Raw genomic sequence first — 22867 nt, 5'->3', positions numbered from 1 at the left:
TGGAAACGGTAAATCTTGACGTTACGTAAAGGTCAAGCGTGTAGGCCCGCACGCGCGCACGACGAAGGCCCGGATCCACTGGATCCGGGCCTTCGTCTTCTGCCAGTAGCGGGGACAGGATTTGAACCTGCGACCTCTGGGTTATGAGCCCAGCGAGCTACCGAGCTGCTCCACCCCGCGCCGTTGAATGCAACATTACGCCATCCGGACCAAGATCATCTCCATTTACCGCCGGAGACTCGTCCAGGGCCCTCGATCGGCCTAAGCGGCCTCCACCACATCCGCGTGGACCGCCGCCGCCCACTCGACCAGGAGCCGCTGATACTCCTCCTGCTCGGCGGGAGACAGCGCCCTGCCCGCCCGCGCCCACAGGGCACGGATCTCCGTGTTGACGACGGCGGCGGGACGGACGGAAGCACGGGCATCAGAGGAAGCTGACATGGAGTAAGGCTACGGCCCGCCACTGACAATCGGCAGAGCGTGTACCCCCACGGCCCCGTATGGCCACCGTCCGAAGCCCCTCAGCACCTACGCTTACACCGGTGATCGAAACCATCGTGTTCGACGTCGGCGAGACTCTCGTCCGCGACGACCGCTACTGGGCTTCCTGGGCCGATTGGCTCGGCATCCCCCGCCACACCATCTCCGCGCTGGCCGGCGCCGTCACCACCCAGGGCAGGGACAACGCCGACGCCCTGCGCCTCATCAAGCCGGGCATAGATGTCGGTGAGGCGTACCGGGCCAGAGAGGCCGCGGGCCGGGGCGAGCATCTGGACGAGTCCGACCTCTATCCCGACGTACGGCCCGCCCTGGCCGGTCTGCACCAGCTCGGCGTACGCGTCATCATCGCCGGCAACCAGACCGCCAAGGCCGGTGAGCTGCTGCGGGGCCTGGATCTGCCCGCCGATCTGGTCGTCACGTCCGGCGAGTGGGGTGTCGCCAAGCCCTCGGAGGAGTTCTTCGCCCGGGTCGTGGAGGCGGCGGACACCGCGCCGGAACGGATTCTGTACGTCGGCGACCACCCCATGCACGATCTGTTCCCCGCCCAGCGGGCCGGTCTGCGGGCGGCGCATCTGCGGCGGGGGCCCTGGGGCTATCTGTCGGCGGACGATCCCGACGTCGTCGCGGCGGCGGACTGGCGGATCGACGCGCTCACCCAGCTCACACCGATCGTGGCGGAGCGGCGGCAGTTGGCCTGAGCGGGCGGACGGCCTGAGGGCGGTTGACCTGAGGGCAGTTGGCCTGAGGGGCGGGCGGCGGCCGGGTCACTCGGAGCCGTACTCGTGCGGCTGCCCGCCCTGCCACTCCACCCAGGCGGGGTCGTCGAGCAGTTCCCACGCGTCGGGCAGCCCGGCGATCCGCAGGAATTCGATCAGATGGTCGTCGCTGTGGGCGAGTCCCATGATCCGGCCGCGGACGGTGACCCGCCGGCCGCCCGTCCCGGACGGCCGGTGCACGACGATCGGTGTGTCACTCATACGGTCAAGAGTGCGACTCCCGGAGCCCGAGCGCAGCCTCGGGGGCCGGTCTTTGCCCGGAGACCTCCGCGAAATGGACCGGTTACCGACTCTTCCACGTGCTTTGTCACCGCCCGGATGCGGGATACGACACACGCCGCGATGCTGGAGGTGAACCCACAAGGGAGGACGAGTCATGTCGATGCTCGACAAACTCAAGGGTCTGCTCAAGGGCCACGAGGACACCGTGCGAAAAGGTGTCGACAAGGCCGGTGACGCCGTGGACAAGAAGACCGGCAACAAGCACGAGAGCCAGGTCGACACGGCCCAGCAGAAGCTCAACGAACAGCTCGGCTCCCAGCAGCGGCCCACGCCGGGCGACGACCGCCCGCCACAGAGCTGATCCGAGGGGTCAGCCGCGTACGGCGACGGCGACGGCGACGCGCGAAGGCTCCGACCGGTCCCCTGCTCCGGTCGGAGCCTTCGCGTGTCGCGGACCGGCCGGCTGACCGGCTGACCGGCGGGCCGCGTCGGCTACGTACCGAAGATCTCGGCGTACTGCTCCGTGAAGTCCCCCACCGGCTCGATCGGCGTGATGATGTCGATCAGCACCCCGGAGGGGTCCGCCACGATGAAGTGCCGCTGCCCGAAGTCCTCGCTGCGCAGGGCGAGTACGGGGGCCAGCCCCTCCTCGTCGACGAGCCGCCGCCACTCCGCGTCCACGTCCACCACCTCGAAGTTGAGGAGCAGCCCCTGGACGGGCTTGCCGTAGCCCTCGGGCAGTGTCGGGTGGGTGGGGTCGAGGAGCGCCAGCTCGTACGGGACGGTGCCCGGCCGGCGCAGGCTTACGTACCAGTCGGCCGCGAACGTCGTCTCGAAGCCCAGAAGCCGGGTGTAGAAGTCGCGGGACTCCTGGAGCCGCGTGGTGGCGATCACGGGATAGAAGCTGGTCAGCTCCATGACGGATTCCTTTCGCATACCATCGGTACGCGAACGACGTTATTCGCATACCACTGGTATGTCAATCGGAGGGGACCGCCATGCCGCAGCAGCACGGAGCCAGGGCCCGGCAGCGGGAGCAGACCAGACAGACCCTGCTGCGCGAGGGCCGCAGGTACTTCGCGGAGGTCGGTTACGGGGCGGTGAGCCTCGCGGAGATCGTCACCGCCGCCGGGGTGACCAAGGGCGCGCTCTACCACCATTTCGACAGCAAGGCCGCTCTCTTCCGGGCCGTACTGGAAGACGTACAGGAAGAGGTGGGCCGGCGCGTCGCGGCGGCGGCCGACGCGCGGGACGGCTCCTGGGACCAACTGGTCGCGGGCTGCCAGGAGTTCATCACGGCGACGACCGCGCCGGACATTCAGCGGATCATGCTCATCGACGGGCCCGCCGTACTGGGCTGGACCGAGTGGCGGGCGATGGACGAGGAGTCGTCGGCCCGTCATCTGACGGAGGCGCTGACCGCGCTCGTGGCCGAGGGCGTGATCGCCGCGCAGCCGGTGGCGCCGCTCGCGCATCTGCTGTCGGGCGCGATGAACGAGGCGGCGCTGTGGCTGGCGACCTCGGCCGACCCGGCGGATCTCACCGACACCAGGGCCGCGCTGGGGCGGCTGCTCGAAGCGCTGCGGACCGGCTGACGGACGACGGACGACAGCAGGCGTTGAGGCCGACCGCGGTCACCGCACCAGGTCGAGTACCGCCTTGGCGACGACGTCCGGTGCCTCCTCGGCCATGAAGTGACCGCAGGAGACGGTGGCGTGCCGCAGGTCCGGCGCCCAGGCGCGCCAGCGCGCGGCGGCGTCGAAGCCCAGGGCTGTACCCCAGTCCTGCTGGAGCACGCTCACCGGCATCCGCAGTCGGTTCCCGGCGTCGCGGTCGGCCTGGTCGTGGGCGACGTCGATCCCGGCGGAGGCGCGGTAGTCCGCGACGATGGACGGGACGGCGGCGCGGGAGGCGGCCAGATACTCGGCGCGGATGTCGGCCGGGATCGCCCGCGGGTCACGCGTCCAGATGTCGAGGAAGTAACCGAAGAACTCGTCCGCGCTCGCGCTGATCATCCGCTCGGGCAGACCGGGCGGCTGGGCCATCAGATAGAGGTGGAAGCCGACAGCGGCGCCGGTGCCGTGCATGACGTCCCACATGTCCAGGGTGGGCAGGACGTCGAGCGAGGCGAGATGGGTGATCACGTCCGGGTGGTCGAGGGCCGCGCGGATCGCCACGAGCGCGCCCCGGTCGTGGCCGACCAGCGCGAACCGGTCGTGCCCCAGGGCGCGGGCGAGCGCGACGGTGTCGGCGGCCATGGTGCGCTTGGCGTACGTGAGGTCATCGGCCGCGTTCTCGGCGGGCTTGTCGCTGGCGCCGTAACCACGCAGGTCGGGGCAGATGACGGTGTGGTGGGCGGCGAGTTCGACGGCGACGTGCCGCCACATGAGATGGGTCTGCGGGAAGCCGTGCAGGAGCATGACGGGGCTGCCCGAGCCTGCGACGGCGACATTGAGGGTGACGTCGTCGGCGACGGGGACGCGCCGGTAGGTGAAGCCGGGGATGGTGGGGGTGGTGGGGTGCATGGTGCGCCCTTCCTAGGGTGACGTACGCGGTGGTGTGCGTTGCTTCGAGCATGTGGGCCGCGAATCAGCAGCCGGTCAGCGCGGGCGGAGGAGGTCGGATGGAGCGGGAACGGTCACCGGTCGTGTTCGGTGTGCTCGGCCCCGTGAGTGCCGGACTTCAGGAGAGCCCGATCGCCCTCAAGGGGCCGCGGCACCGCGCCGTACTCGCCCGGCTGATCGTCGCCCGCCGCCGTGTCGTCCCCGTCGACCGACTGGTCGCCGACCTGTGGGCGGATTCGCCGCCGAAGGGCGCGGTCGGCGCCGTACAGACCTTCGTCGCCGACCTGCGCCGCGCCCTGGAGCCGGACCGTCCGCCCCGCGCTCCCGCCCGGCTGCTCGTCACCGAAGGCCCCGGTTACGCGCTGCGCGCCGAGCCGGACGCGGTCGACGCCTGGCGTTTCGAGACGGCGGTCGGCGAGGCGGCGAAGCTGCCGCCCGCGCGGGCGCTGCCGCGACTGGACGGGGCGCTGGAGCTGTGGCGCGGGCCCGCGTACGCCGACTTCGCACATGAGGAGTGGGTACGGGGCGAGCGTGCCCGCCTCGCCGAGCTGCGGCTGCGTTCGGTCGAGCGCCGGGCCGACGCCCAGTTGGCCCTCGGTCTCGCCGCCGAGGCGGTCCCCGACCTGGACGCCCATCTGACCGACCACCCCTGGCGCGAGGACGCGTGGCGGCTGCTGGCGCTGGCGCTGTACCGGACGGGCCGCCAGGGCGACGCGCTCGCCGTACTGCGCCGGGCCCGGTCGACGCTGGTGGAACAGCTCGGCCTGGATCCGGGGCCGGGGCTGCGCAGGCTGGAGGCGGACATCCTGGCGCAGGATCCGGCGCTCGGCGCGGCAGCCAAAACGGCCACCGAGACGGCTGGTCCCACCGAGACGGCGTCGCGTCTGTGGACGCAGGCAGCGGCGGCGTACGACCGCACGGTCGCGGCCGGCGCCCGCGCCCGTCTGGAGACGACGGTGAGCCTGCTCCGCGACCTCGCGGTGACCGGCGGCGGCGGACTGACCGCCGCCCGTGAGCACCGCATGGCGGCCGTCGCCGCCGCCGAGGAGTTCGGCGACCCGGCACTGACCGGCCGGGTGATCGGCGCGTTCGACGTCCCCGCGATCTGGACCCGGGGCGACGATCCGCAGTTGGCGCGGCAGATCGTCGCCGCCGCCGAACGGACCCTGGCCGCCCTGCCGCCGCCCGGGGGCACCGCCTCGTACGACGCGTACGACGCGGTGCGCTGCCGTCTCCTCGCGACCGTCGCGGTCGAGACGCGCGGCTCGCACTCCGCGCGCGGCCCGCAGGCCGCGGGCCAGGCGGAGGCGATCGCCCGGCGGCTGGACGATCCGGCGCTGCTGGCGTTCGCGCTGAACGGGGTGTTCATGCAGTCCTTCACCCGTGCGGGCCTCGCGCCCCGCCGCGCCGAAATCGGCGCGGAACTGGTCGAGTTGAGCGCGCGCCGCGGTCTGGCGACGTTCGAGGTGCTGGGCCGGCTGATCCTTCTCCAGGCGTACTGCGCGCTGGGCGACTTCGCGTCGGCCGACACCCACGCCGCCGCGGCCGACCGTCTGGCGGACCGTCACGAACGGCCGCTCGTGGGCGTCTTCACCCGGTGGTACGGCGCCCTGCGGCTGTCCGCGTCCGGGGATCTCGCCGGGGCGAGGTCGGCGTACGAGTCCGCCGCCGCCGACCTGCCGCAGGCCGGTATGCCGGGCCTGACCCACGGCCTGCTGCCCCTCGCGCTGCTGTCCCTGCACTTCGCCGACGGCCCGCGCGTCCCCCCGCGTGACGCGATCGACCCGGCGGCGGACTGGGGCCCGTACCGCCCCTGGATCACCCCGCTCGCGGCCCTGGCCACCGACGACCGCGCCACCGCACGCACCGCGCTGCGCGCGCTGCCGGAGCCGGCCCGCGATCTGCTGTACGAGGCGTGCTGCTGCCTGGAGGCGACGGCGGCGCTGGAGCTGGGCGACGACGCCGTACTCACGCGCGTACGCGAACGCCTGCTGCCCGCGTCGGCCGAACTCGCGGGCGCGGGAAGCGGGTTGCTCACCCTCGGCCCGGTGGCCGGCTACCTCACGGCGATGAGCGCGGCGCTACGGAACTGAGCCCGGTCGGCCGCTGGACACCCGGCAGCCCGGCGAGACGCCGGTCGCCCGTACCGTACGGAAGACCCGGCCGTCCGCCGCACGGGCGGTCAACCGGGCCCGCCTCACAGCCAAGGAGAGCACATGGACGACGACCGTACACAGCGCGCCGGCCGTGAACTCGCGGAAGCGAGCGCCGAGGTGCGGGCGCGGGTCCGGGCGAGCTTCGAGCGGCAGGGGCTGATGAGCCATCTCGGTGCGCGGATGACGCTGATCGCGCCGGGGCGTGTGCACATCGTGCTCCCCGGACGGCCCGAAGTGACGCAGCAGCACGGCTACTTCCACGCCGGTGCCACCAGCGCGATCGCCGACACCGCCGGGGGCTACGCGGCTCTCACGCTGTTCGGGCCGGACAGCGACGTACTCACCGTCGAGTACAAGATCAACCTCCTCGCGCCCGCCACCGGCGACCACATGGAGGCGGTGGGCACGGTCCTGAAGTCCGGACGCACGCTGACCGTCTGCCAGTTGGAGGTGTTCGGCGTCCAGGAGGAGGGTCGGCGGCGGACGCTCGTCGCGAACGGGCAGCAGACGCTGATCCGCACGCGCCGTACGGACGCCGCCGCCGCGGACTGACGCGCCGAACGGGCCAATTGCCGCCCGGTCAAACGGCGTTGGCGAGGTTCTTCTCGAACGCGGCCAGATAGTTGGCCAGATGGTGGTCCTTGATCGCGTCGGTCTCCGGGGCGAAGAGATCCGCGCTCAGCCCCTTGGCCCGGTCGAGCAGCCGCGCCGTCAGGGGAAGGGACTCGTGGAGTCCGCCGTCCGCGTCGAAGTAGCGGAGCGAGTCGACGTGTGTGAACACCGGCTCGGGCGGGAGATGGGGGACGATGTCGTTGTTGTTGACGAAGCGGTAACAGCGGCCCTTGAAAGCCTTGTTGTGCATTCCGGCAAGCAGCCGCTCGCAGGTACGCGGCTGGCCGAAGGTGTAGACGCCGTCCGGCAGCAGCCGCGGCTCCTCGAAGTACCAGCGGGCACCGGCGAGCATCGCGAGGGCCCCGCCCAGGCTGTGGCCGGTGAACCAGACGCTCTGCCCGTCGGTGCGCAACTCCTCGACGGTGTCGCGGAGTTGCGGATAGACGGACTGGAGTGCCTGGTTGAAGCCGTAGTGGACGAAGCCCTTGTTCGCCGGTCCGGGGACGGGCGGGGTGTCGACGTCGGTGAGCCAGTCGTAGATCTTCAGGACCTCCGTGCCCCGGAAACCGGCGACGATCATGCGGTCGCCGGCCATCACGTACGCCTGGGTGTCCTCGATCGGGAACGGCATCCGGTGCGTCGACTCGAAGTGCCGCACCTCGTCGAAGCCCCACGCGGTGGCCTGCGCCTCGATGGCGTCCCGGTCCAGCGGGGCGAGCCCGGCCGCGCGGGCCATCCAGTAGGCGTGCGGGAGGGAGTAGCGGGTCGTGGAGTGGTCCAGGGCGGGGATGGCCATCGGTGTCCTCCGGGAGCGGGCGAGCGGGCGAGCGGCGGGGGTCGGGGGTCGGGGTCGTACGCCCGGCAAACGACGACGTGCCGCGCTCCGGCACGCGAAGTCCGCTCCCGGGGCCGCGCGCCCGGTAGGCGCCCGGCGCACTCGTCCTCGCGTACGCGCCCACGTACGCGCCCACGTCCACGCCCACGTCCGCGCCCACACCCGCGCTCGGCTACGTCACGGCGGCGAGCGCCGGGTGCCGCTGGGTGAGCACCGCGGAGCGCACTATCGCCTCCTTGTAGAACGCGGCCGCACGCCCGGTGAGCACCGTCTCCACAGGAGAGTCGTCCGCCCGGACGAACTGGATGAGCCCGTCCCGGCGCCCCAGACTCACGCACTGGTTGAGATAACGGAACCGCAGCGGCCCCGGCTCACGCCCGGCCAGCCGGTCGGCCAGCGCCCGCGTGGCGTGCTGCGCGACCGGCAGACCCGTGGCGCACGCCATACGCAGCGGCTGCCCGTCCACGCGGCGGGCCGCGGCGGCGTCGCCGACCGCGTACACCTGCGGGTGGGAGACCGAGCGCAGTGTCCCGTCCACGAGGATCCGGCCCGTCTCGTCCACGGCGAAGCCCGCGTCGGCGGCGAGGACCGGCACCTCGAAGCCGGTGGTCCATACGACGGTGTCGGCCGCGACGCGCTCGCCCCCGGCGAGGATCAGCCCGTCGCCGTCGACCTCGGCGACGCGTACCTCGTCGGTCACCCGCACGCCGAGCCGGCCGAAGGCGCGCCGTACGTGCTGTCCGCCGCGCGTGGAGAACGCCGACGCGAACGCGCCGCCGGTCACCAGCCGCACGGGGAGGCCGGGGTGCGAATCGGCCAGCTCCGCGGCGGTCTCGATGCCGGTCAGCCCGCCGCCCACGACCACGACGGACCGGCTTTCCCGTAGGCGCCGCCGCAGCCTGTCGGCGTGCGCGACGTCGGCGACGGTCTCGGCGTACGTGTCGACGCCGGGGGTGGTACGCAGGTCGGCGCGGCTGCCGAGGGCGTAGATGAGCACGTCGTACGGGACGCTGTCGCCGCCCGTCTCCAGCGCGACGCTCTGGTCGTCGGCGTCGATGCCGACGACGCGGTCCTTGACGAACGTGATGTCCGTGCCGTCGAGCAGCCGCCGCAGGGGCAGGTCGCGCAGCCGCTGCCCGGCCGCGTGCTGGTGCAGCCGGATGCGCTCCACGAACCGCTCGCCCGCGTTGATCAGCGTGACGCGCGCGTCCGTGCGCCGGGCGGCCAGTTTCGCCGCGAGGAGCCCTGAGTACCCGGCGCCGAGGACGACGACGCGGGTGGTCCGGTTCGACATGGTGAACTCCCTTTGCTGTGCGTGCTTTCGCTACGTCGGCGTTCACCCTCTTCACTTCGCGGGACGGTGGAATGTGACGGGGTGTGACGACGGTCACGCCGTCGTCACGGCGGTCAGTTGCCCGGACACCGCTCCTCGCTCTTGACCACCGTCAGCGAGACCAGAGTGGTCACGGAGTGGCTGCCCGGCGCCGGTATCTGGGAGCACACCTTCCAGTTGTCGCCCAGCAGTTGGGCCCGGTCCTCGCTGGTGGCGTCCTGGGACTCGATGCGGTTGAAGCCCTCGGCGCGGGCCCGGCTCTGGGCGTGGGAGAGGGTGAGGCCGTGCAGGTCGGGCAGGGTCGACTGTTGTTTCTTGGTGTGGTTCGACAAGGTGACCAGGGCGGCGATGATCACCGCGGCGACGAGAAATTTGCGCATCGGGCGCTCTCCCAGTGTTCATCCGGCGGGGTGACGAGACGAGGCGTGGGCGTAGGCGTGGGCGTGGGCAGGCACCGCGACCGGCCGGACGCGGTGACTTGACGGCGGAACGGGCGCGCGCGGTGGGGTGTCCCGTGGTGGGGCGGGAAGCGGTCGAGGGGGAAGCGGTCGGTGGGGAGCGCTCAGCAGTCGGCGGTCAGTGTTTGGGCCGGACGAGCCCGGCGTCGTACGCGAGGATCACGGCCTGGATGCGGTCACGCGCACCGATCTTCGCGAGGACCCGGCTGACGTGTTTCTTCACGGTCGACTCGGACAGGACGAGGCGTTCGGCGATCTCGGTGTTGGTCCATCCGTTGCCGATCGCGATCAGCACCTCGCGTTCGCGGAAGCTCAGCGCGTGCAGCCGGGCGTCCTCGGACGACGCGCGGTCGCCCGGCGCGAGTACCTGATGGGCGTACGCGTCCAGCAGGCGCCTGGTCAGGCTCGGCGCCACGACGGCGTCGCCGGTGGCCACCGCCTGGATGCCCGCCACCAGCTCCTCGGGGTGGGCGTTCTTGAGCAGGAAGCCACTGGCTCCGGCCCGCAGCCCTTCGTACGCGTACTCGTCGAGATCGAAGGTGGTCACGATGAGGACGCGGGTGCGCCCGCCGGTGGCGACGATCCGGCGGGTGGCCTCCAGCCCGTCCATGCCGGGCATACGGATGTCCATGAGGGCGACGTCCGGGCGCAGTTCGGCCACCAGGCGTACGGCCTCGGCCCCGTGCGCCGCCTCGCCGACCGGGGTCACACCGGCGGTGCCTTCGAGGAGCATGCGGAAGCCGAGGCGCTGGAGGGGCTGGTCGTCGACGATCAGCACGGTGGTGGTCATAGCGCGGGTCCGTCCTGCGTCCGGTGAGCGGGATCGCTGGTGTCGTTGAGTTCGACGTCGACGATCCAGCCGGGCCGGTCGTCACGTGGGCCGATGGTGACGGTGCCGCCGTAGAGCGCGGCGCGCTGGCGGATGCCGATCAGGCCCTGGCCGGGCCAGTTCGGCTCGTCGGGCGCCCTCCGCGCCCATGCCCCCGCCGCGACCAGCGCGGGCGACGGCCCCGGCGCGTCGGGCGGCCTGCCGGTGTCGGTGACCCGGATACGTACGGTGCCCGCGTCGGCCGTCACGGTGACCTCCGTGCCGGCGGCCGTACCGGCGTGTTTGAGGGTGTTGGTCAGGGCCTCCTGAACGATGCGGTACACGGCGAGTTGCAGCCCGCTGCCGAGCGAGCCGAGGGGGCCGGTGGTGCGGTAGGTCACCGCGAGGCCCGCCGCGCGGATCCGGGCGAGGAGCGCGTCCAGGTCGCCGATGCCGGGCTGCGGGCTGAGCCTGGGGTCCGTCTCGCCCTCGTCGTCACGCAGGATGCCCAGGACGCGCCGTAGCTCACCGATGGCCTGCCGGCCGGTGTCGCCCAGAATGCGCAGGGCCGGAGCCGAACGCTCGTCGTCGCGGGTGGCCAGGGTCGCCGCGCCGTCGGCGAGGGTGACCATGACGGACAGGCTGTGGCCGACGATGTCGTGCATCTCGCGGGCGACGCGGGTGCGTTCGGCGGCTGCGGCGAGGCGGGCGCGCTGATCCCGCTCTATGTCCAGGCGCCTCGCCCGGTCTTCCAGCGCCGTCAGATACATCCGGCGGGTGCGTACGGTCAGACCGCTGGCGATCACCGCGACCGCCGCCACCAGCGCGGAGATCAGCTCGCTCACCCGGTGGTCCGCGGGCACCCTGACGAAGGTCCACAGCAGACTGTCGGCGACGAACACCGCGCCGGCCCAGCCCAGCAGGACGAGTGAGCCGTGCCGGGCCAGGGCGTACAGGGCGACCAGCGAACTGATGACGGCCGAATTCCCCAGGCCCAGTCCCATCTGCGCCAGGGACACCGCCACGGTCACGCCGAACACGACGGCCGGGGCCCGGCGGCGCCACCACAGCGGTACGACGAACGCGGCTGTCACCAGGTACGGGACGGCGTCCGGCAGCCGGTCGCGGGCCCCGACTTCCTCGTAACCGGTGTTCGTGCCGCCGGAGAGCAGGTCGGGCAGGCTCAGAGCGGCGACGCACAGCACCACCGCGGTGTTCAGCAGCCAGGGATACCGCCCGTCCAGCTCCCGCAGGCGGTGGCCGAGGCGCAGCAGACCGCCCAGGACCGGGTGGCCCGAGGCGCCCTCGGACCCGAGCGGCGGCGGTGCCGGCAAGGGGGGCTGGTCTGCGGCGGAGGTGGTGGCCGCGCGGTCGGGGCGCATGGACCCCATTGTCACCGTTGTCATCCCTGTCATCTCTGTCATCGCCCCCGTCGTCGCCCTGCTCGTCACCCTGCTCGTCAGACGTGTCAGATGTGTCAGACGTGTCAGACGTCGGTCCGCTTCAACCGGACGGCCGCGGCGGTCAGGGCGATGGCCACCCACACGGCGAACACCATGAGGCCCGCGCCGGGCGACAGCGAGTCCGCGCCCTTGTGCAGGGCGTAGATGGCCGAACCGGCGTTGCCCGGAAGGTAGGGATCGACCGAGTCCTGGAGGTCTCCGGGCAGCACCGCCGTCAGACCGGGCAGCAGCAGCACGACACCGACCAGGGCGGCGATGCTCCCGGAGGTGGAGCGGACCAGCGATCCCAGGGCCACACCGAGCACGGCGAACAGCCCGAGGTAGACACCGGCACCGGCGAGGCTGCGCATGACACCCTCGTCGCCCACCGCCATCGCGATCTTCTCGCCGTGCAGACCCGCCTTGCCGAGGCCGAAGGAGATCAGCGCGCCGAGCGTGGTGAGGACCAGCACCAGCGAGCCGATCACGGCGCTCTTCGACGCCAGGACCAGTCGGCGCCGGGGCACGGCGGCGAACGTCGAGCGGACCATGCCGGTGCTGTACTCGCCCGCCGACATCATCACGCCGAGCACGCCGACGATCAGCCCGGCGATGGACGCGCCGACCAGGGCCAGGCTCACGGCATCCGGCGCCCCGGCGCCGGCCGAGCCGCCGGTGGGGGGCTTGTAGACGGCTGCGGCGATCACGCCGAACACGATCATCACGAGGACCGAGGAGGCGACCGTGACCCAACTGGAGCGCAGCGACCAGAACTTGCTCCACTCCGAGCGCAGTACCCGCCGGCCGGTCACCTTCCACCCGCTGCGATCGACGGATACGCGGGGTTCGGCGGATACGGGGGTGAGCGTGACGGGGGCCATCAGGCTGCCTTCCGATCGGCGCCCACGGGGGCGCTCTGGTACTCCACGGCGTCGTGGGTCAGCTCCATGAAGGCCGTCTCCAGCGAGACGGACTGCGGGGTCAGCTCCTCGAGCGCGATGCCGTACTGGGCCGCGACCAGCCCGATGTCCCGGGTCGTCCACCCGTGGACCACCAGTTCCGTGGCGGAGGGGGAGCTGATGGTGACTCCCGGTGCGGTCAGCAGCTCCCGCAGCTTCACGGCCGCGTCGCTGGTGACCTTCACCCCGCCGCCCCCGGCCTGGTGGGTGAAGTCCTTGAGCGAGCTGTCCGCGAGCAGCCGCCCGCGCCCGATGATCACCAGGTGATCGGCGATCAGCGCCATCTCGCTCATCAGGTGCGAGGACAGCATCACGGCACGGCCCTCGTCGGCCAGCCCCGACAGCAGATTGCGCACCCACAGGACGCCTTCCGGGTCGAGACCGTTGACCGGCTCGTCCAGCAGGATCACCGCCGGGTCGCCCAGCAGGGCCGCGGCGATGCCCAGCCGCTGGCCCATACCGAGCGAGAAGGCACCCACCCGCTTCTGGGCCACGCTGCCCAGACCCGCCAGCTCGATCACCTCGTCGACCCGCCGGCGCGGAATCCCGTGCGTGTGGGCGAGCGCCATCAGGTGGCCGAACGCGCTGCGCCCGGGGTGGACGGACTTGGCGTCCAGCAGGGTGCCGATCTCGCACAACGGCGCGGGATGGCGGTCGTAGGGGCGCCCGTTGACGGTGACGGAACCGGCGGTGGGGGCGTCCAGACCGACGATCATGCGCATCGTCGTGGACTTTCCGGCGCCGTTCGGCCCCAGGAAGCCCGTCACCTCGCCGGGCTTCACGGTGAAGGACAGTTGGTCGACGACCGTCTTGTCCCCGTACCGCTTGGTCAGCTCACGTGCCTCGATCATTTACTCGGTCCTCTCGTTCCTCGAACGCGGGCCGCGTACCGCCCGCGACCTGCACTTACGAAGGTACGAGCGGCAGGAGCCCGCTCCCTGGGACCGCGGGTGCCACTTCGGCGCGGCACTGGTACCCCGGTACCAGTGCGCGCTCATCCTCGAGACCGGGGGGCGCACGAACCTCCCGGCGACGGCGGGGCGCCGACCGGTCCACGCACCGTGCGCCGGGCGCGACCCGCCGAGCCGTACGAATGCCTCGTCCGCTCCCAAACGCCTCCCGTACGCTGCCCGTTGTTGGACTGGGGAAGGTTGGCCCCGAGCGATCGGGGGAGGGGGACGACTCCATGTACAGCCTCATCATCGTGCCGCCGTCGTGCGGCGAAGTGGCCGAACAACTGCGGATCGGCGCCGGCGAGCGCGTCGAGTTCGGCAGGGCCGAATGCAGGGCCGGCGCACTGGTCATCGCGCACGCGGGGGTGCCCCGGATCGCCGGGGAGATCACGGCGCACCGGACGTTCTGGCTGCTGAGCAATCTCAGCGAGGACCAGACCTACGTGGTGGAGAACCCGGAGGGCGCCGGCGAGCATGTCAAGGTCGCGCCGGGGCGTGTGGACGCGCCCGTGCCGTTCGAGCTGTCGCGGGTGACCCTGCCCGCCGCGGGTGATCTGCTCGCCTTCGACGTATGGGCGCCGCGGCACGCCTTCCGCAGCGCGGAGCGCCGGGGGCTGGAGGGGGCCGGCACCGTCCCGGCGTTCGCCCTGGACCGCACGAAACGGTACTTCGCGGTCCTGGCCGCCCTGTGCGAGCGGCGGCTGCGCGGTGAGCTGAGCGCCCCGCTGCCCGCCGTCGAGGAGATCGTGGAGCGGCTGCGCCCGAGCTGGCCCAAGGTCAGCCGCTCCGCCGTCTACTGGAACATCGACTATCTGTCCGTCAAGCTGCGGCTGAGACCGGGCCCGGACACGGCCGTGCCCGGCCGGCGCACGCACGGCAAGAAGGAGTCCCTGGCCTCGCTGGCCCTCCGTTTCGACCTGGTGCGCGAGGACGACCTCGTGGTGCTCGCGCCGGTCCCGACCGAGGCGGCGCGATGACGGCGCGGCCGTACGTGGTCCCCGTGCCGAAGGGCTATCGGATCGGGCCGTGGGAGGTCCGCGAGCCGGTCGCGTCGGGGGCGTTCGCCACGGTCTACGAAGGGGTCCTCCGTACCTCTGACGGCGGCGGCAGTGGCGGCGGGCTGCCGCACCGGGTGGCGCTGAAGTTCCTGCCCACCGGCACCCGCACCCCGCGCCAGTTGCACCACCTGCGCGACCTGGCCGAACGCGAGGTGCGGTTACTGCGGCGGCTGCGCTCCCCCCGGCTGATCCGGATGTACGACACGCTGACCGTCGACGACCCGGACCGTCCGGAACTGGACGGCTCGACCGTCCTCGTACTGGAACGGGCCGAGGGCTCCCTGGACGCCTTGCTGGCCCGGACCCCGACCCCGCGGTCCGGACCCGCGCTGCTGGCGCAGATCTGCGAGGGCCTGCGGCAGTTGCACCACGCGGGGTGGGTGCACGGGGACCTGAAGCCGGCCAACGTACTGCTCATGGCGGACGGTTCTGCCCGGCTCGCCGACTTCAACATGGCCGCGGAGATGCAGGGCACCCACGCGTACACGCCCGCCTTCTCCACCCCGGACTACACACCGCCCGAACTGCTGTGGCCCGAGGTCGACGAGCGCGGGACGCGGATCCGCCCGTCCGCCGACGTGTGGGCCTTCGGGGTCCTCGCGCATGTGGTCCTGACGGGGGAGTTCCCGCTGCCCGGCGGCACCTCGGAGGCGCGCTCCGACGCGGCGATGCGCTACGCGCACGGCCGTGAGGAACTGCGCCTGTCCCCCGCGCTCGCCGACGCCTGGCAAAGCATCCTGCGCGACTGTCTGGCCCCGGCCCACGGCGAACGCGCCGCCGCCACCCTCGAGTTGCTGCGCCGGGTGGAGGAAGCGGCGGGCACCTCCCGCTCACCCCGGCTGCCGAGGCTGCGGCCCCGGAGCCGGCGCCCGGCGCTGGTGGCGGCGCTCACGGCGGCCGTGGTGGGGGCGGCGAGTCTGGCGTACGCGAGCCCGTGGGAGTCGCCGCCGGCCGTCGCGGCGCCACCCACCTGCGAGAAGCCGGTGGTGTACGAGGACGCGGCCCACGGCGGCGGATATATGGCGGGTCACAGTGGCACCTGGGACTTCACCGTCAAGCAGGGAGACGGCGGCAGCCAGGTCAGAGAGGTGCAGTGCCTGCTCAGATATCTGCACGGCATCGAGGAGGTCGGCGAAGTGGACGGCGACTTCGGCCCGTTGACCCACGGAGCCGTCGTCACCTTCCAGAAGCGGGCGGGCCTGGACGCGGACGGGATGGTCGGCCCGGACACCTGGCGCGCGCTGCGCGAGGGCGGGGAGTCCTGATACGCACCCTCGCACCCTCGCACCCTCGCGCCGGGGCTTGTGCCGTCCGCGGCGCGCTCACGCCGTCACGCCGTGGGGATGGGCTTGACCTTGCTGCAGTTCTTCCAGTCCACCCACGGGCGGGCGCCGCCGTTCTTGGGCCCGGTGGCGTAGGTGGGATTTCCGGTGATCGTCTGCGACTTCTCCTCATGCGTGATGTCGATCCCGAACAGCTTGAACCCCAGGGTGAACTGCCCGGCGGAGATACCGAAACCGATGCCCAGTGAGGCGTTCCACCAGTCGGTGTTGGCGTTGTAGTCGAGCCTGCTGAGCTTCCCCTTCTCGTACAGGAGCCGTTCGAGCGGGCTCGCGTCCGGGCCCGGTACCTTGGCCGCGTCCGTGGGGGAGGGCAACGGGTTCTTCGCGGGCTGGTCGCCGTTCCCGCGCAGCCAGTCCTCCACGAGGACGCTGTCGGCGTCGTTGTCCAGGACCAGTTCGGCCGTCTCCGTATGGATCTGCGATTGGGTGGATCCGCCACCGCCGCCGACATCGATCGTCACGGGACCGGCGTTGGCGCCTGCTTCGACCTTGACGCCGCCGCCACCCCCGGCCTCCTCGCTGGTGGTGATCACCAGCTTCTCCGGGCGGTGCGCCTTGCCGTCCGCCTCCTCCTGGTCGTACGTCGCCGCGTCGTAGGTGACAGCCACCTGCTGCATCCGCTCGCCCGTGGCGATCCCGCCCGCGCCGCCCGCCCCCTTGACGGTGAAGGTGTAGACGAAGGTGACCTTCCCGGCGTTCGGTCCGGAGTGTGCCCGCATGACGACGACGTCCTCGGTCATCGTGCCGTTGGCCAGCTCGCCGGATATCTTCCCGAGGTCCTTGGGGCCGTCGCCGGAGTCCTTGCCGCCCTTGCCGCCGCTCTTGAACTTTCCGCCGAAGTTGGCGTTGCCGGACGCCTCGACGGAGGTCTTGGTGATGTCGACGTCGGGGGCACGCTCCGGCGGCAGGTCGGGCTTCTTGTTGCCGGCGTGGTAGCTGCAGATCATCTGCAACTCGGACCGTCCGGAGCGCGAGTTGCAGTCGTCCTGCGCCTTCAGATACTCGGTGAACTTCTTGGCGTCCTCAAGATTCAGCTCCAGATCCTTCTGCGGGTCACCGGTCTTGTTCCCGGAGAACAGCCACTGACCGCCGCTGCCGCTGCCCGCCATGTACGTACCGCTCAGTTTGGCGCTGCCGCCCCAGTCCTCGAGGCCCCGAATACCCGCGGAGACGCTGGCCGTGACCCCCGCGCCCGCTTCCTTGACCCGCTCCAGGGTGACGGTCCCGTCGGACCACTGCTGGAGCTTGACCGTCTCCGTACTGCTGATCTTGATGAAGAGGATCTGGACCACGATCGTGGTCTTGGTCTGATCCTGGGACAGCAGGCACCTCGCGGGCTCGAACGGGTCTCCGTTGGGTACGAAGGGCTCCCCGCCCTCGCCACCACCCCCGCCGCCCTCTCCCCCGTCCCCACCGTCCGCGAAGTCGCCGGTGGCACACGCCTCGTCCCCGCTCATGGGGTGCAGGACCCGGCACACCGCGCTCTTGAGCCCGGTCGCCTCCTCCTCGGGCAGGCTCAGCCCGACGATGGCGGCCACGATCATGGCGACGATCCCGAACACCGCCGCGTACTCCGCGCCGCTCTGCCCCCGGTCGCGGTGAAGCGGGTCCCGCCCTCCGCGTTCGTGCGGATGCCACTGCCACCACTGGAACTTACGGACCTTCAGCACCTGTTCTCCACCTCACGCGGTTGTCGCCCACCCCCGAGCGCGAGCAGCGTAAGGACAGGTCAGGGCCCACAGGGCAGGGCCCACGGACCCAGTCGAGGCGTCAGAACGACCGAACCGGCATGCGTTCATCTGCTGGTTGACCAGCGACTCCCGGAAGACCGCCTGAAGTTCCCCGTACGGCCGCGAAGCCCTCCCCGCCACCCGATTCCCCCGCGCACCCCACCCTCACCGACGCCGACCAGCGACCCGCTTGCCTGGGCCCGCGTGGGCCCCCGGGGCCCACGGGCCGGAACCGATCGAGGCATTAAGTGACGGGTCGGCAGGGGTTTCCCCGCGTCATTTGGCGGCAGGCGAATGCGCCCACGCAATCTTCGTTTCCCGGGGGCGGCCACTTCACAATCTGTCTCTGCCACCATGGAGGTATGCGGACAAGCTTCAGTCAAGCAACGGCAAAGCCCTTCTAACACCGCAGCTCGGGAAGGGTGTTCCCCGCGCAGGCGGGGGTGTTCCGTCCTGACCTGTGCGGCGGTTGACCGGAAGGGAGTGTTCCCCGCGCAGGCGGGGGTGTTCCGGTGAAGGGCGCCGCGGTACCGCCGGGCGCAGGCGTGTTCCCGCGCAGGCGGGGGTGCTCCGGCGGCCCGGCGGTGTCTCCACGAGCGTAGGGACATGTGGTCCCGCCCCCGCAGCGAGCACTCTCCTGAAACTGGGTTAGGAACGGTTTGCCATTTCCTCGTACTCCTCCGGGCGGAAGGCGACAAGGGTCAGACCGTCGAAATCAGCCAATGCTCTGCGGCGTTCGCCGGCCGTTTGGAGCGCGTAGCCCTGTTCGTTCGCCTCCGGGTGGATAAGTACAGCGGCACCCGGGCCGATCGAAGCGCTGACCACACGCCAGAGTTCATCGCGGACGCGGGCCGAGAGTGTCCCGACGTACAGGCCGGGGGTGGGTTCGATCATCCAGCGGGTGAGTGCGCCGCGGACGTGGTCAGGGACGGATGTGGTGGAGAGAACCGTCATGGACGGCATGAGTCACCGGTTTCCTCGGGGCGGGCAGAAGTGTCGTTGAAGCCGCGGCTCACGAATGCGTGGGGCTCACCGCGTCTGGCTGGTCAGGGCTCCAGGGATGTGTCCGCCTGCCGGGCGTAGTTGACGCCCGCCGGAACGGAACCGGCGTCCGGATCCCAGAGGTTGACCATCTCCACCGCATTCCCGTCCGGCAATGGTTGCGCCTCGCCCGGTGCCAGGAGAGCCTGTACATCCCGGACGATCCTCGGCATCAGCTTGTAGAGGCGGAGCCCTTCGCGGAAACCTCGGCGAGCCATGGCCTCGGGGTGGGTCGAGTCGTGGAGGGAGAACGCCAGCGGGATCGTGAGTTCCGCTTTGTAGAGGTCGGCGATGTCGTACACCATGGCGTGCTGCTTTCCCTGATGTACGAAGCCGAGCGCCGGTGAGCAGCCGAGGGCGACGAGTGCCGCGTGCACGATGCCGTACAGGCAGGTGTTGGCGGAGGACAGGGCCAGGTTGACCGGGTCCTGGTCGTCCCACGCCGCAGGGTCGTAGTTGCGCCGGAACCGGCCGATGCCGTGCTGCTGGGCGAGGAGCCGGTAGAGAGCCTTGACGCGCTGTCCTTCCAGGCCACGCAGCGTGTTGAGCGGCGTCGCCGCAGGGACGGCCTCGTTGAAACGCATGAGGTACATCTGCCTTGCCACCGCGAGCCGGCGTTCGGGGTCGCTCCACTGGTGAACCTGGTGTTCGAGCCACCGTGTGCTGAGCGCGTCGGACGTGGTCGCGGAGTAGCAGCGGACACCGCCGGATCCCGCGCACACCACTGTGGTGCCGTGCCGGGCGAAGGTGGCCATGGCGGGTTGGGTGATGGAGGTTCCAGGGCCGAGAAGTACGCAGGACAGAGCCGATGTCGGCAAGTAGACGCGAGTCGTCTCGCCGTCCGCGGAGGTCGTCTCGGCGCAGACCCCGGTGTCGTCCTGGACGATACGGACCACGTCCGCGTAGAGGAACGACAGGGAGTCGCCCACCCGGGGAAGCATGGCGAGCGTGGGTGCGGCGATGCGGCGGCGCGCTGTGCCCTTGTCGTGTGGAGAGCGGGAGTCGTTGGAGTCGGTCATGGCGTGCGTCGCCTCACCCCTCCTGGCCGCCGGGCGCGAGGCTGAGCAGCCCGCACCCGTACGACTTGCTGCGGCCGATGCCGTTGAGCAGCGCGTTCCGCAGCGACTGCGCGTCGCGCACGACCGCGGTCCCTTCGAACCGCGTGGCCTGACGGGGCACCAGCACCTGCCCTTCGCGTGAGCGGCGTCCACCGACCACGCCGGCAGCCGCTGCCGACGGGACCTCGCCGCCCTCTTCCTCCTTGCTCCGCACGGCGCTTGGGTCGCGGGCGTCCACGTGCCATGTGCTGAGCGTGTCCGCCGAATCGGAGAGGATCGTACGAAGCGCCAGACCGGCGGCCGTCGCGCGCTCCGTCCACCAGCGGTCGGCATCCTCGCCGTGCAGCGCGATGGCCTGTTTCCACCTGCCCGCCGTGCTGTTGGGACCGCACCGGCGGACCGTGTTGCCGAGAAGCCGGTAGCGCACGACGAGCCCGGGGCGCAGCGCGCCGAAGAGGGCCTGCATCTCCCTGGCATGGACTTCCGCGTATCCCTGGGGAAGCCGGGTCTGGTCCGGAGCGACGCGGCTCTGGACCAGCAGGACCGGAGCTCCGGTGCCGTCCGTGTCGAGCCGGAACAGCACACCGGCCTGAGCGCGCGGGCTTTCGCCGAGCCCGTCCGGCACCAGGCTCATCGCGCGGCGGTGCAGAGCGACGGGGTTACGGAGGTCGCGTTGCACCGGCCGACTGGCGGGGTTGAGTCGCAGCCGGGTGAGCCACGCGCTTCCTGTCGGCGGGGCAGATGTCGCGGGCGCTGCGGTAGTGGTGGTCACGGCACGTTCCGTTCGGGCTGGGACGGGTGGAGATACTTGTCGAGGCGGTCGATGTAGGCGAGGCCGTGCCCCGCGCACAGATCTGCCGGGAGACGGCGACTCGTCGCGTACGCCGGTCGGCTGCGGTAAACCCGGTCGCGGGACATCAGCCGCACCGGCTCGTCGTTCAGCGTGCTCACCGACGATCTGCCGGACGGCGCGGACGGCGCGGACGGCGCGGACGGCGCGGACGGCGCGGGCGGCGCGGGCGGCGCGGGCGCCGATTCAGCAGAGAACTCGGCGCCGAAGTCGGGCGGAAATGGCGTGTCCGCCGTGAACCGCACCACGACCGTGGCAGGTACGTCGGCTGCGTCCCCCGGCTCGTCGTCCCCAGGGCGTACGAAACCCGGCCGGGGCCGGGCCAGCGGGACGGCACCCAGCTCACGGACGGGATCCGGCACCTCGGCGCGCAGCAGGAACAGCGCACCCGGGGGGCAGGATCGTCGCCCCAGGTGGAGCGGCCAGCGTGGGGCGGCGAGCGCCTGCGCGCATTCGGCCGCGAGACCTGGATCGTCCGGAGCTGTGACGGCGACGGTGAAGACGGCGTCGGAGAGATAGCCGCGGTGCGAAACGATGGTGGTCATGCCAGGGCCGCGTCGACCACCCTTGGCTGTCGGCACCGTTCGGTGGGCCGGGTAGCCTCCGCCGACCGTGTGGAAGTCACGCAACCGGGTACCGGGCCGGTCGCACCGCACCGTAAATCGCAGACGGGTCAAACGCCCGAACGCCGTGGGCTGCGCGGAGCCCCCCTCGGCGTCCGTCACATCCGTCACATCCGTCACATCCACGACGGCCTGGTCACGGGGAATGCCGAAGGCAGAAGCGATCATGCCGATGAGCCCCGAACGAGTGGGGTGGGACACCGTATCCCTGTCGGTGAAGGCGCTGTGCTCGCCCCACGACTGGAGGGGGCCGCCGAGTTGCAGCAGGAAGCCGCTCACGACAGGTCGCTCCCGCTTTTCGGCCACGCGGCGGACACAGCGCCGTCCACGAGCGCGGTGTAGGAGTCGACCCGGGTCCCGAGCCCCTGCCACTCGTCGTCATCCACACTCGCGTACGCGCCGTAAGTGACCCCGGCGGTACCCAGCAGCTTCCCCACCCGAGCCGCGTAGGCGTCGAGGGCGACGCGCGAGGGCCGCCCCCACCCGGTGGATTTGGCCCGTACCGGCTCCTCGAAGGCGGCTGCCAGCGACACCGGCCGGTCGGAGCGTACGACGGCGTGAACGAGGTCCGGGATGCTGTGAGGAGCGGTCGACGTCTTCTTCGCGGACGGAAGGCTCTGGATGAACGCGGTGGCGAACTCGGTGGCAAGCTCCCGTGCGGTGTCGGCGTCCGAGATGTTCTTGGCCAGGTCGTGGAGGTCGAGGGTGGCGTAACGGTAGAAGACGCCGCTGCTGTACTCAGCGGTGTTCATATGGGCGCTTCCCGCGTCCGTGGCCCACTGGTCGACGTCGTCCACCGCCGTGAAGAAGTCGGCCTGCACCGAGGTGCCGTGAGTGGTGAAGGCATGGGCCACCTGTACGGCTCCGTCGACCCCCGCCCCGGGAATCTCGGCGAGCATCCGGCCGAAGAGCGCGATGGAGCCGTTGCGCGACCGCAGAACATCATGGATGGGCTCCTTGGGCAGCAGGGGCTTCTCCGCCGCCTTCGTGCCCAGGGCCTTTGCGAGCTTGTCCCTGCTCTCTTCGGCGAGGGTGACCAAGGATCCCACCGCCGTATCGGGCAGGAACAGCAGGGACGCCGTGGACCGGTCCCCCTTGTCCAGGCCCAGCTTGGACTCGGTGGACCGGATGACCTGGGCGCCGGCGAGTTCGGCCAGATCCTCGGGCCAGCCTCGTTCCATCAGGGCTTTGGCGATCTGAAGAGGAAGCCGCCGGGTCCGTTGAGCCCGCTCACCGATCCGGGTCTCGACGGCAAGGCGCGTGGGACGCTTCCATGCCTGGCTGGACACCCTGGTCCTGGTGGCGCCGCCGTAGGTAACCGTCTTCGGTGAACCCAGATCGTCCCTGTTGACGTTGCTGAACGGGAGCGTCTGGAGGATATGGAGGTCGAGGAAGCGGGGACGGGGACTGCCGGGGTCGGCCTCGGCCACCGTAGTCACGGTGGCGGTTCCGTTCGTCGTCATGGTGTGGTTCCTGGTTCTGTGCGGTGGACAAGGGTGGTGAGCGGCAGGAAAAGGGCCGGGACGAGCGCGATGCGCGATGCGC

24 protein-coding genes and 1 tRNA gene are annotated in these 22867 nt (G+C 71.3%); 7 read left to right on the top strand and 18 right to left on the bottom strand.

Annotated features, from left to right (window positions below):
• Positions 1-106: 106 nt before the first annotated feature.
• Together OG329_RS22155 and OG329_RS22150 are read right to left on the bottom strand one after the other, a co-directional pair.
• Positions 107-180, bottom strand: a tRNA-Met gene (locus OG329_RS22155).
• An 81-nt stretch (positions 181-261) separates the two neighbouring features.
• Positions 262-441 carry a hypothetical protein gene (locus OG329_RS22150; protein WP_405797474.1) on the bottom strand — a complete coding sequence of 60 codons (180 nt, stop codon included), beginning with the start codon at positions 439-441 and terminating at the stop codon, positions 262-264.
• 101 nt (positions 442-542) lie between these two features.
• On the opposite strand from OG329_RS22150, the gene OG329_RS22145 reads away from it, so the two are divergent.
• Positions 543-1199: an HAD family hydrolase gene (locus tag OG329_RS22145; protein WP_405797472.1), complete on the top strand. Its 657-nt coding sequence runs from the start codon at positions 543-545 to the stop codon at positions 1197-1199.
• Positions 1200-1265: 66 nt separating this feature from the next.
• Here OG329_RS22145 and OG329_RS22140 read toward each other — a convergent pair whose 3' ends face one another.
• Complete coding sequence (locus tag OG329_RS22140; RefSeq protein ID WP_405797471.1) at positions 1266-1478, bottom strand: hypothetical protein; 213 nt, start codon at positions 1476-1478, stop codon at positions 1266-1268.
• Between the two features lie 175 nt (positions 1479-1653).
• Between OG329_RS22140 and OG329_RS22135 the strand changes: the two genes are divergently transcribed.
• Positions 1654-1860 carry an antitoxin gene (locus OG329_RS22135; RefSeq protein WP_405797470.1) on the top strand — a complete coding sequence of 69 codons (207 nt, stop codon included), beginning with the start codon at positions 1654-1656 and terminating at the stop codon, positions 1858-1860.
• Positions 1861-1991: 131 nt separating this feature from the next.
• Here OG329_RS22135 and OG329_RS22130 read toward each other — a convergent pair whose 3' ends face one another.
• On the bottom strand, positions 1992-2417 hold the full coding sequence (locus OG329_RS22130) for a VOC family protein (protein WP_405797468.1): 426 nt from the start codon (positions 2415-2417) through the stop codon (positions 1992-1994).
• Between the two features lie 80 nt (positions 2418-2497).
• On the opposite strand from OG329_RS22130, the gene OG329_RS22125 reads away from it, so the two are divergent.
• Positions 2498-3094 carry a TetR/AcrR family transcriptional regulator gene (locus OG329_RS22125; RefSeq protein ID WP_405797466.1) on the top strand — a complete coding sequence of 199 codons (597 nt, stop codon included), beginning with the start codon at positions 2498-2500 and terminating at the stop codon, positions 3092-3094.
• A gap of 39 nt (positions 3095-3133) precedes the next feature.
• Here OG329_RS22125 and OG329_RS22120 read toward each other — a convergent pair whose 3' ends face one another.
• Positions 3134-4024 carry an alpha/beta fold hydrolase gene (locus OG329_RS22120; protein WP_405797465.1) on the bottom strand — a complete coding sequence of 297 codons (891 nt, stop codon included), beginning with the start codon at positions 4022-4024 and terminating at the stop codon, positions 3134-3136.
• A gap of 98 nt (positions 4025-4122) precedes the next feature.
• On the opposite strand from OG329_RS22120, the gene OG329_RS22115 reads away from it, so the two are divergent.
• Complete coding sequence (locus OG329_RS22115) at positions 4123-6156, top strand: BTAD domain-containing putative transcriptional regulator (protein ID WP_405797463.1); 2034 nt, start codon at positions 4123-4125, stop codon at positions 6154-6156.
• 123 nt (positions 6157-6279) lie between these two features.
• Positions 6280-6771 (top strand): PaaI family thioesterase, encoded by a 492-nt coding sequence (locus OG329_RS22110; RefSeq protein WP_405797462.1) that lies wholly within the window; start codon positions 6280-6282, stop codon positions 6769-6771.
• A 28-nt stretch (positions 6772-6799) separates the two neighbouring features.
• Here OG329_RS22110 and OG329_RS22105 read toward each other — a convergent pair whose 3' ends face one another.
• The 7 genes from OG329_RS22105 to OG329_RS22075 form a co-directional block, all read right to left on the bottom strand.
• Complete coding sequence (locus OG329_RS22105) at positions 6800-7627, bottom strand: lipase family protein (RefSeq protein WP_405797461.1); 828 nt, start codon at positions 7625-7627, stop codon at positions 6800-6802.
• A 211-nt stretch (positions 7628-7838) separates the two neighbouring features.
• On the bottom strand, positions 7839-8960 hold the full coding sequence (locus tag OG329_RS22100; RefSeq protein WP_405797459.1) for an NAD(P)/FAD-dependent oxidoreductase: 1122 nt from the start codon (positions 8958-8960) through the stop codon (positions 7839-7841).
• Positions 8961-9073: 113 nt separating this feature from the next.
• Positions 9074-9379, bottom strand: coding sequence for a PASTA domain-containing protein (locus OG329_RS22095; RefSeq protein ID WP_405797458.1), 306 nt, complete (start codon positions 9377-9379; stop codon positions 9074-9076).
• A 196-nt stretch (positions 9380-9575) separates the two neighbouring features.
• The gene (locus OG329_RS22090) at positions 9576-10247 is read right to left on the bottom strand and encodes a response regulator (protein WP_405797456.1); all 672 of its coding nucleotides are present in this window, start codon (positions 10245-10247) and stop codon (positions 9576-9578) included.
• Positions 10244-11647 carry a sensor histidine kinase gene (locus OG329_RS22085; protein WP_405797455.1) on the bottom strand — a complete coding sequence of 468 codons (1404 nt, stop codon included), beginning with the start codon at positions 11645-11647 and terminating at the stop codon, positions 10244-10246. Before OG329_RS22085 ends, OG329_RS22090 begins: the two co-directional genes overlap by 4 nt.
• Before the next feature lie 104 nt (positions 11648-11751).
• The gene (locus OG329_RS22080) at positions 11752-12588 is read right to left on the bottom strand and encodes an ABC transporter permease (RefSeq protein ID WP_405797454.1); all 837 of its coding nucleotides are present in this window, start codon (positions 12586-12588) and stop codon (positions 11752-11754) included.
• Positions 12588-13517: an ABC transporter ATP-binding protein gene (locus tag OG329_RS22075; protein ID WP_405797453.1), complete on the bottom strand. Its 930-nt coding sequence runs from the start codon at positions 13515-13517 to the stop codon at positions 12588-12590. Before OG329_RS22075 ends, OG329_RS22080 begins: the two co-directional genes overlap by 1 nt.
• A gap of 335 nt (positions 13518-13852) precedes the next feature.
• Between OG329_RS22075 and OG329_RS22070 the strand changes: the two genes are divergently transcribed.
• Together OG329_RS22070 and OG329_RS22065 are read left to right on the top strand one after the other, a co-directional pair.
• Positions 13853-14596 (top strand): FHA domain-containing protein, encoded by a 744-nt coding sequence (locus OG329_RS22070; protein WP_405797451.1) that lies wholly within the window; start codon positions 13853-13855, stop codon positions 14594-14596.
• Positions 14593-15942, top strand: a complete 1350-nt coding sequence (locus tag OG329_RS22065; RefSeq protein ID WP_405797449.1) for a protein kinase domain-containing protein — start codon at positions 14593-14595, stop codon at positions 15940-15942. The genes OG329_RS22070 and OG329_RS22065 overlap by 4 nt, the downstream gene beginning before the upstream one ends.
• Positions 15943-16007: 65 nt before the next feature.
• Here the strand turns inward: OG329_RS22065 and OG329_RS22060 are convergent, their stop codons facing one another.
• From OG329_RS22060 to cas7e, 6 genes are all read right to left on the bottom strand, one after another.
• Positions 16008-17690: a hypothetical protein gene (locus tag OG329_RS22060; protein WP_405797447.1), complete on the bottom strand. Its 1683-nt coding sequence runs from the start codon at positions 17688-17690 to the stop codon at positions 16008-16010.
• A gap of 708 nt (positions 17691-18398) precedes the next feature.
• The gene (gene cas2e / locus OG329_RS22055; RefSeq protein ID WP_405797446.1) at positions 18399-18713 is read right to left on the bottom strand and encodes a type I-E CRISPR-associated endoribonuclease Cas2e; all 315 of its coding nucleotides are present in this window, start codon (positions 18711-18713) and stop codon (positions 18399-18401) included.
• An 83-nt stretch (positions 18714-18796) separates the two neighbouring features.
• Positions 18797-19810, bottom strand: a complete 1014-nt coding sequence (cas1e, locus tag OG329_RS22050) for a type I-E CRISPR-associated endonuclease Cas1e (protein WP_405797444.1) — start codon at positions 19808-19810, stop codon at positions 18797-18799.
• A 13-nt stretch (positions 19811-19823) separates the two neighbouring features.
• On the bottom strand, positions 19824-20528 hold the full coding sequence (locus OG329_RS22045; RefSeq protein WP_405797442.1) for a type I-E CRISPR-associated protein Cas6/Cse3/CasE: 705 nt from the start codon (positions 20526-20528) through the stop codon (positions 19824-19826).
• A gap of 89 nt (positions 20529-20617) precedes the next feature.
• Positions 20618-21601 (bottom strand): type I-E CRISPR-associated protein Cas5/CasD, encoded by a 984-nt coding sequence (gene cas5e / locus OG329_RS22040; RefSeq protein ID WP_405797440.1) that lies wholly within the window; start codon positions 21599-21601, stop codon positions 20618-20620.
• Positions 21598-22785, bottom strand: coding sequence for a type I-E CRISPR-associated protein Cas7/Cse4/CasC (cas7e, locus tag OG329_RS22035; protein WP_405797439.1), 1188 nt, complete (start codon positions 22783-22785; stop codon positions 21598-21600). Before cas7e ends, cas5e begins: the two co-directional genes overlap by 4 nt.
• Positions 22786-22867 lie beyond the last annotated feature (82 nt).

It is taken from the genome of Streptomyces sp. NBC_01506, assembly GCF_045040295.1.
GTDB lineage: Bacteria > Actinomycetota > Actinomycetes > Streptomycetales > Streptomycetaceae > Streptomyces.
This window is presented reverse-complemented; position numbering and strand designations above follow the sequence as displayed.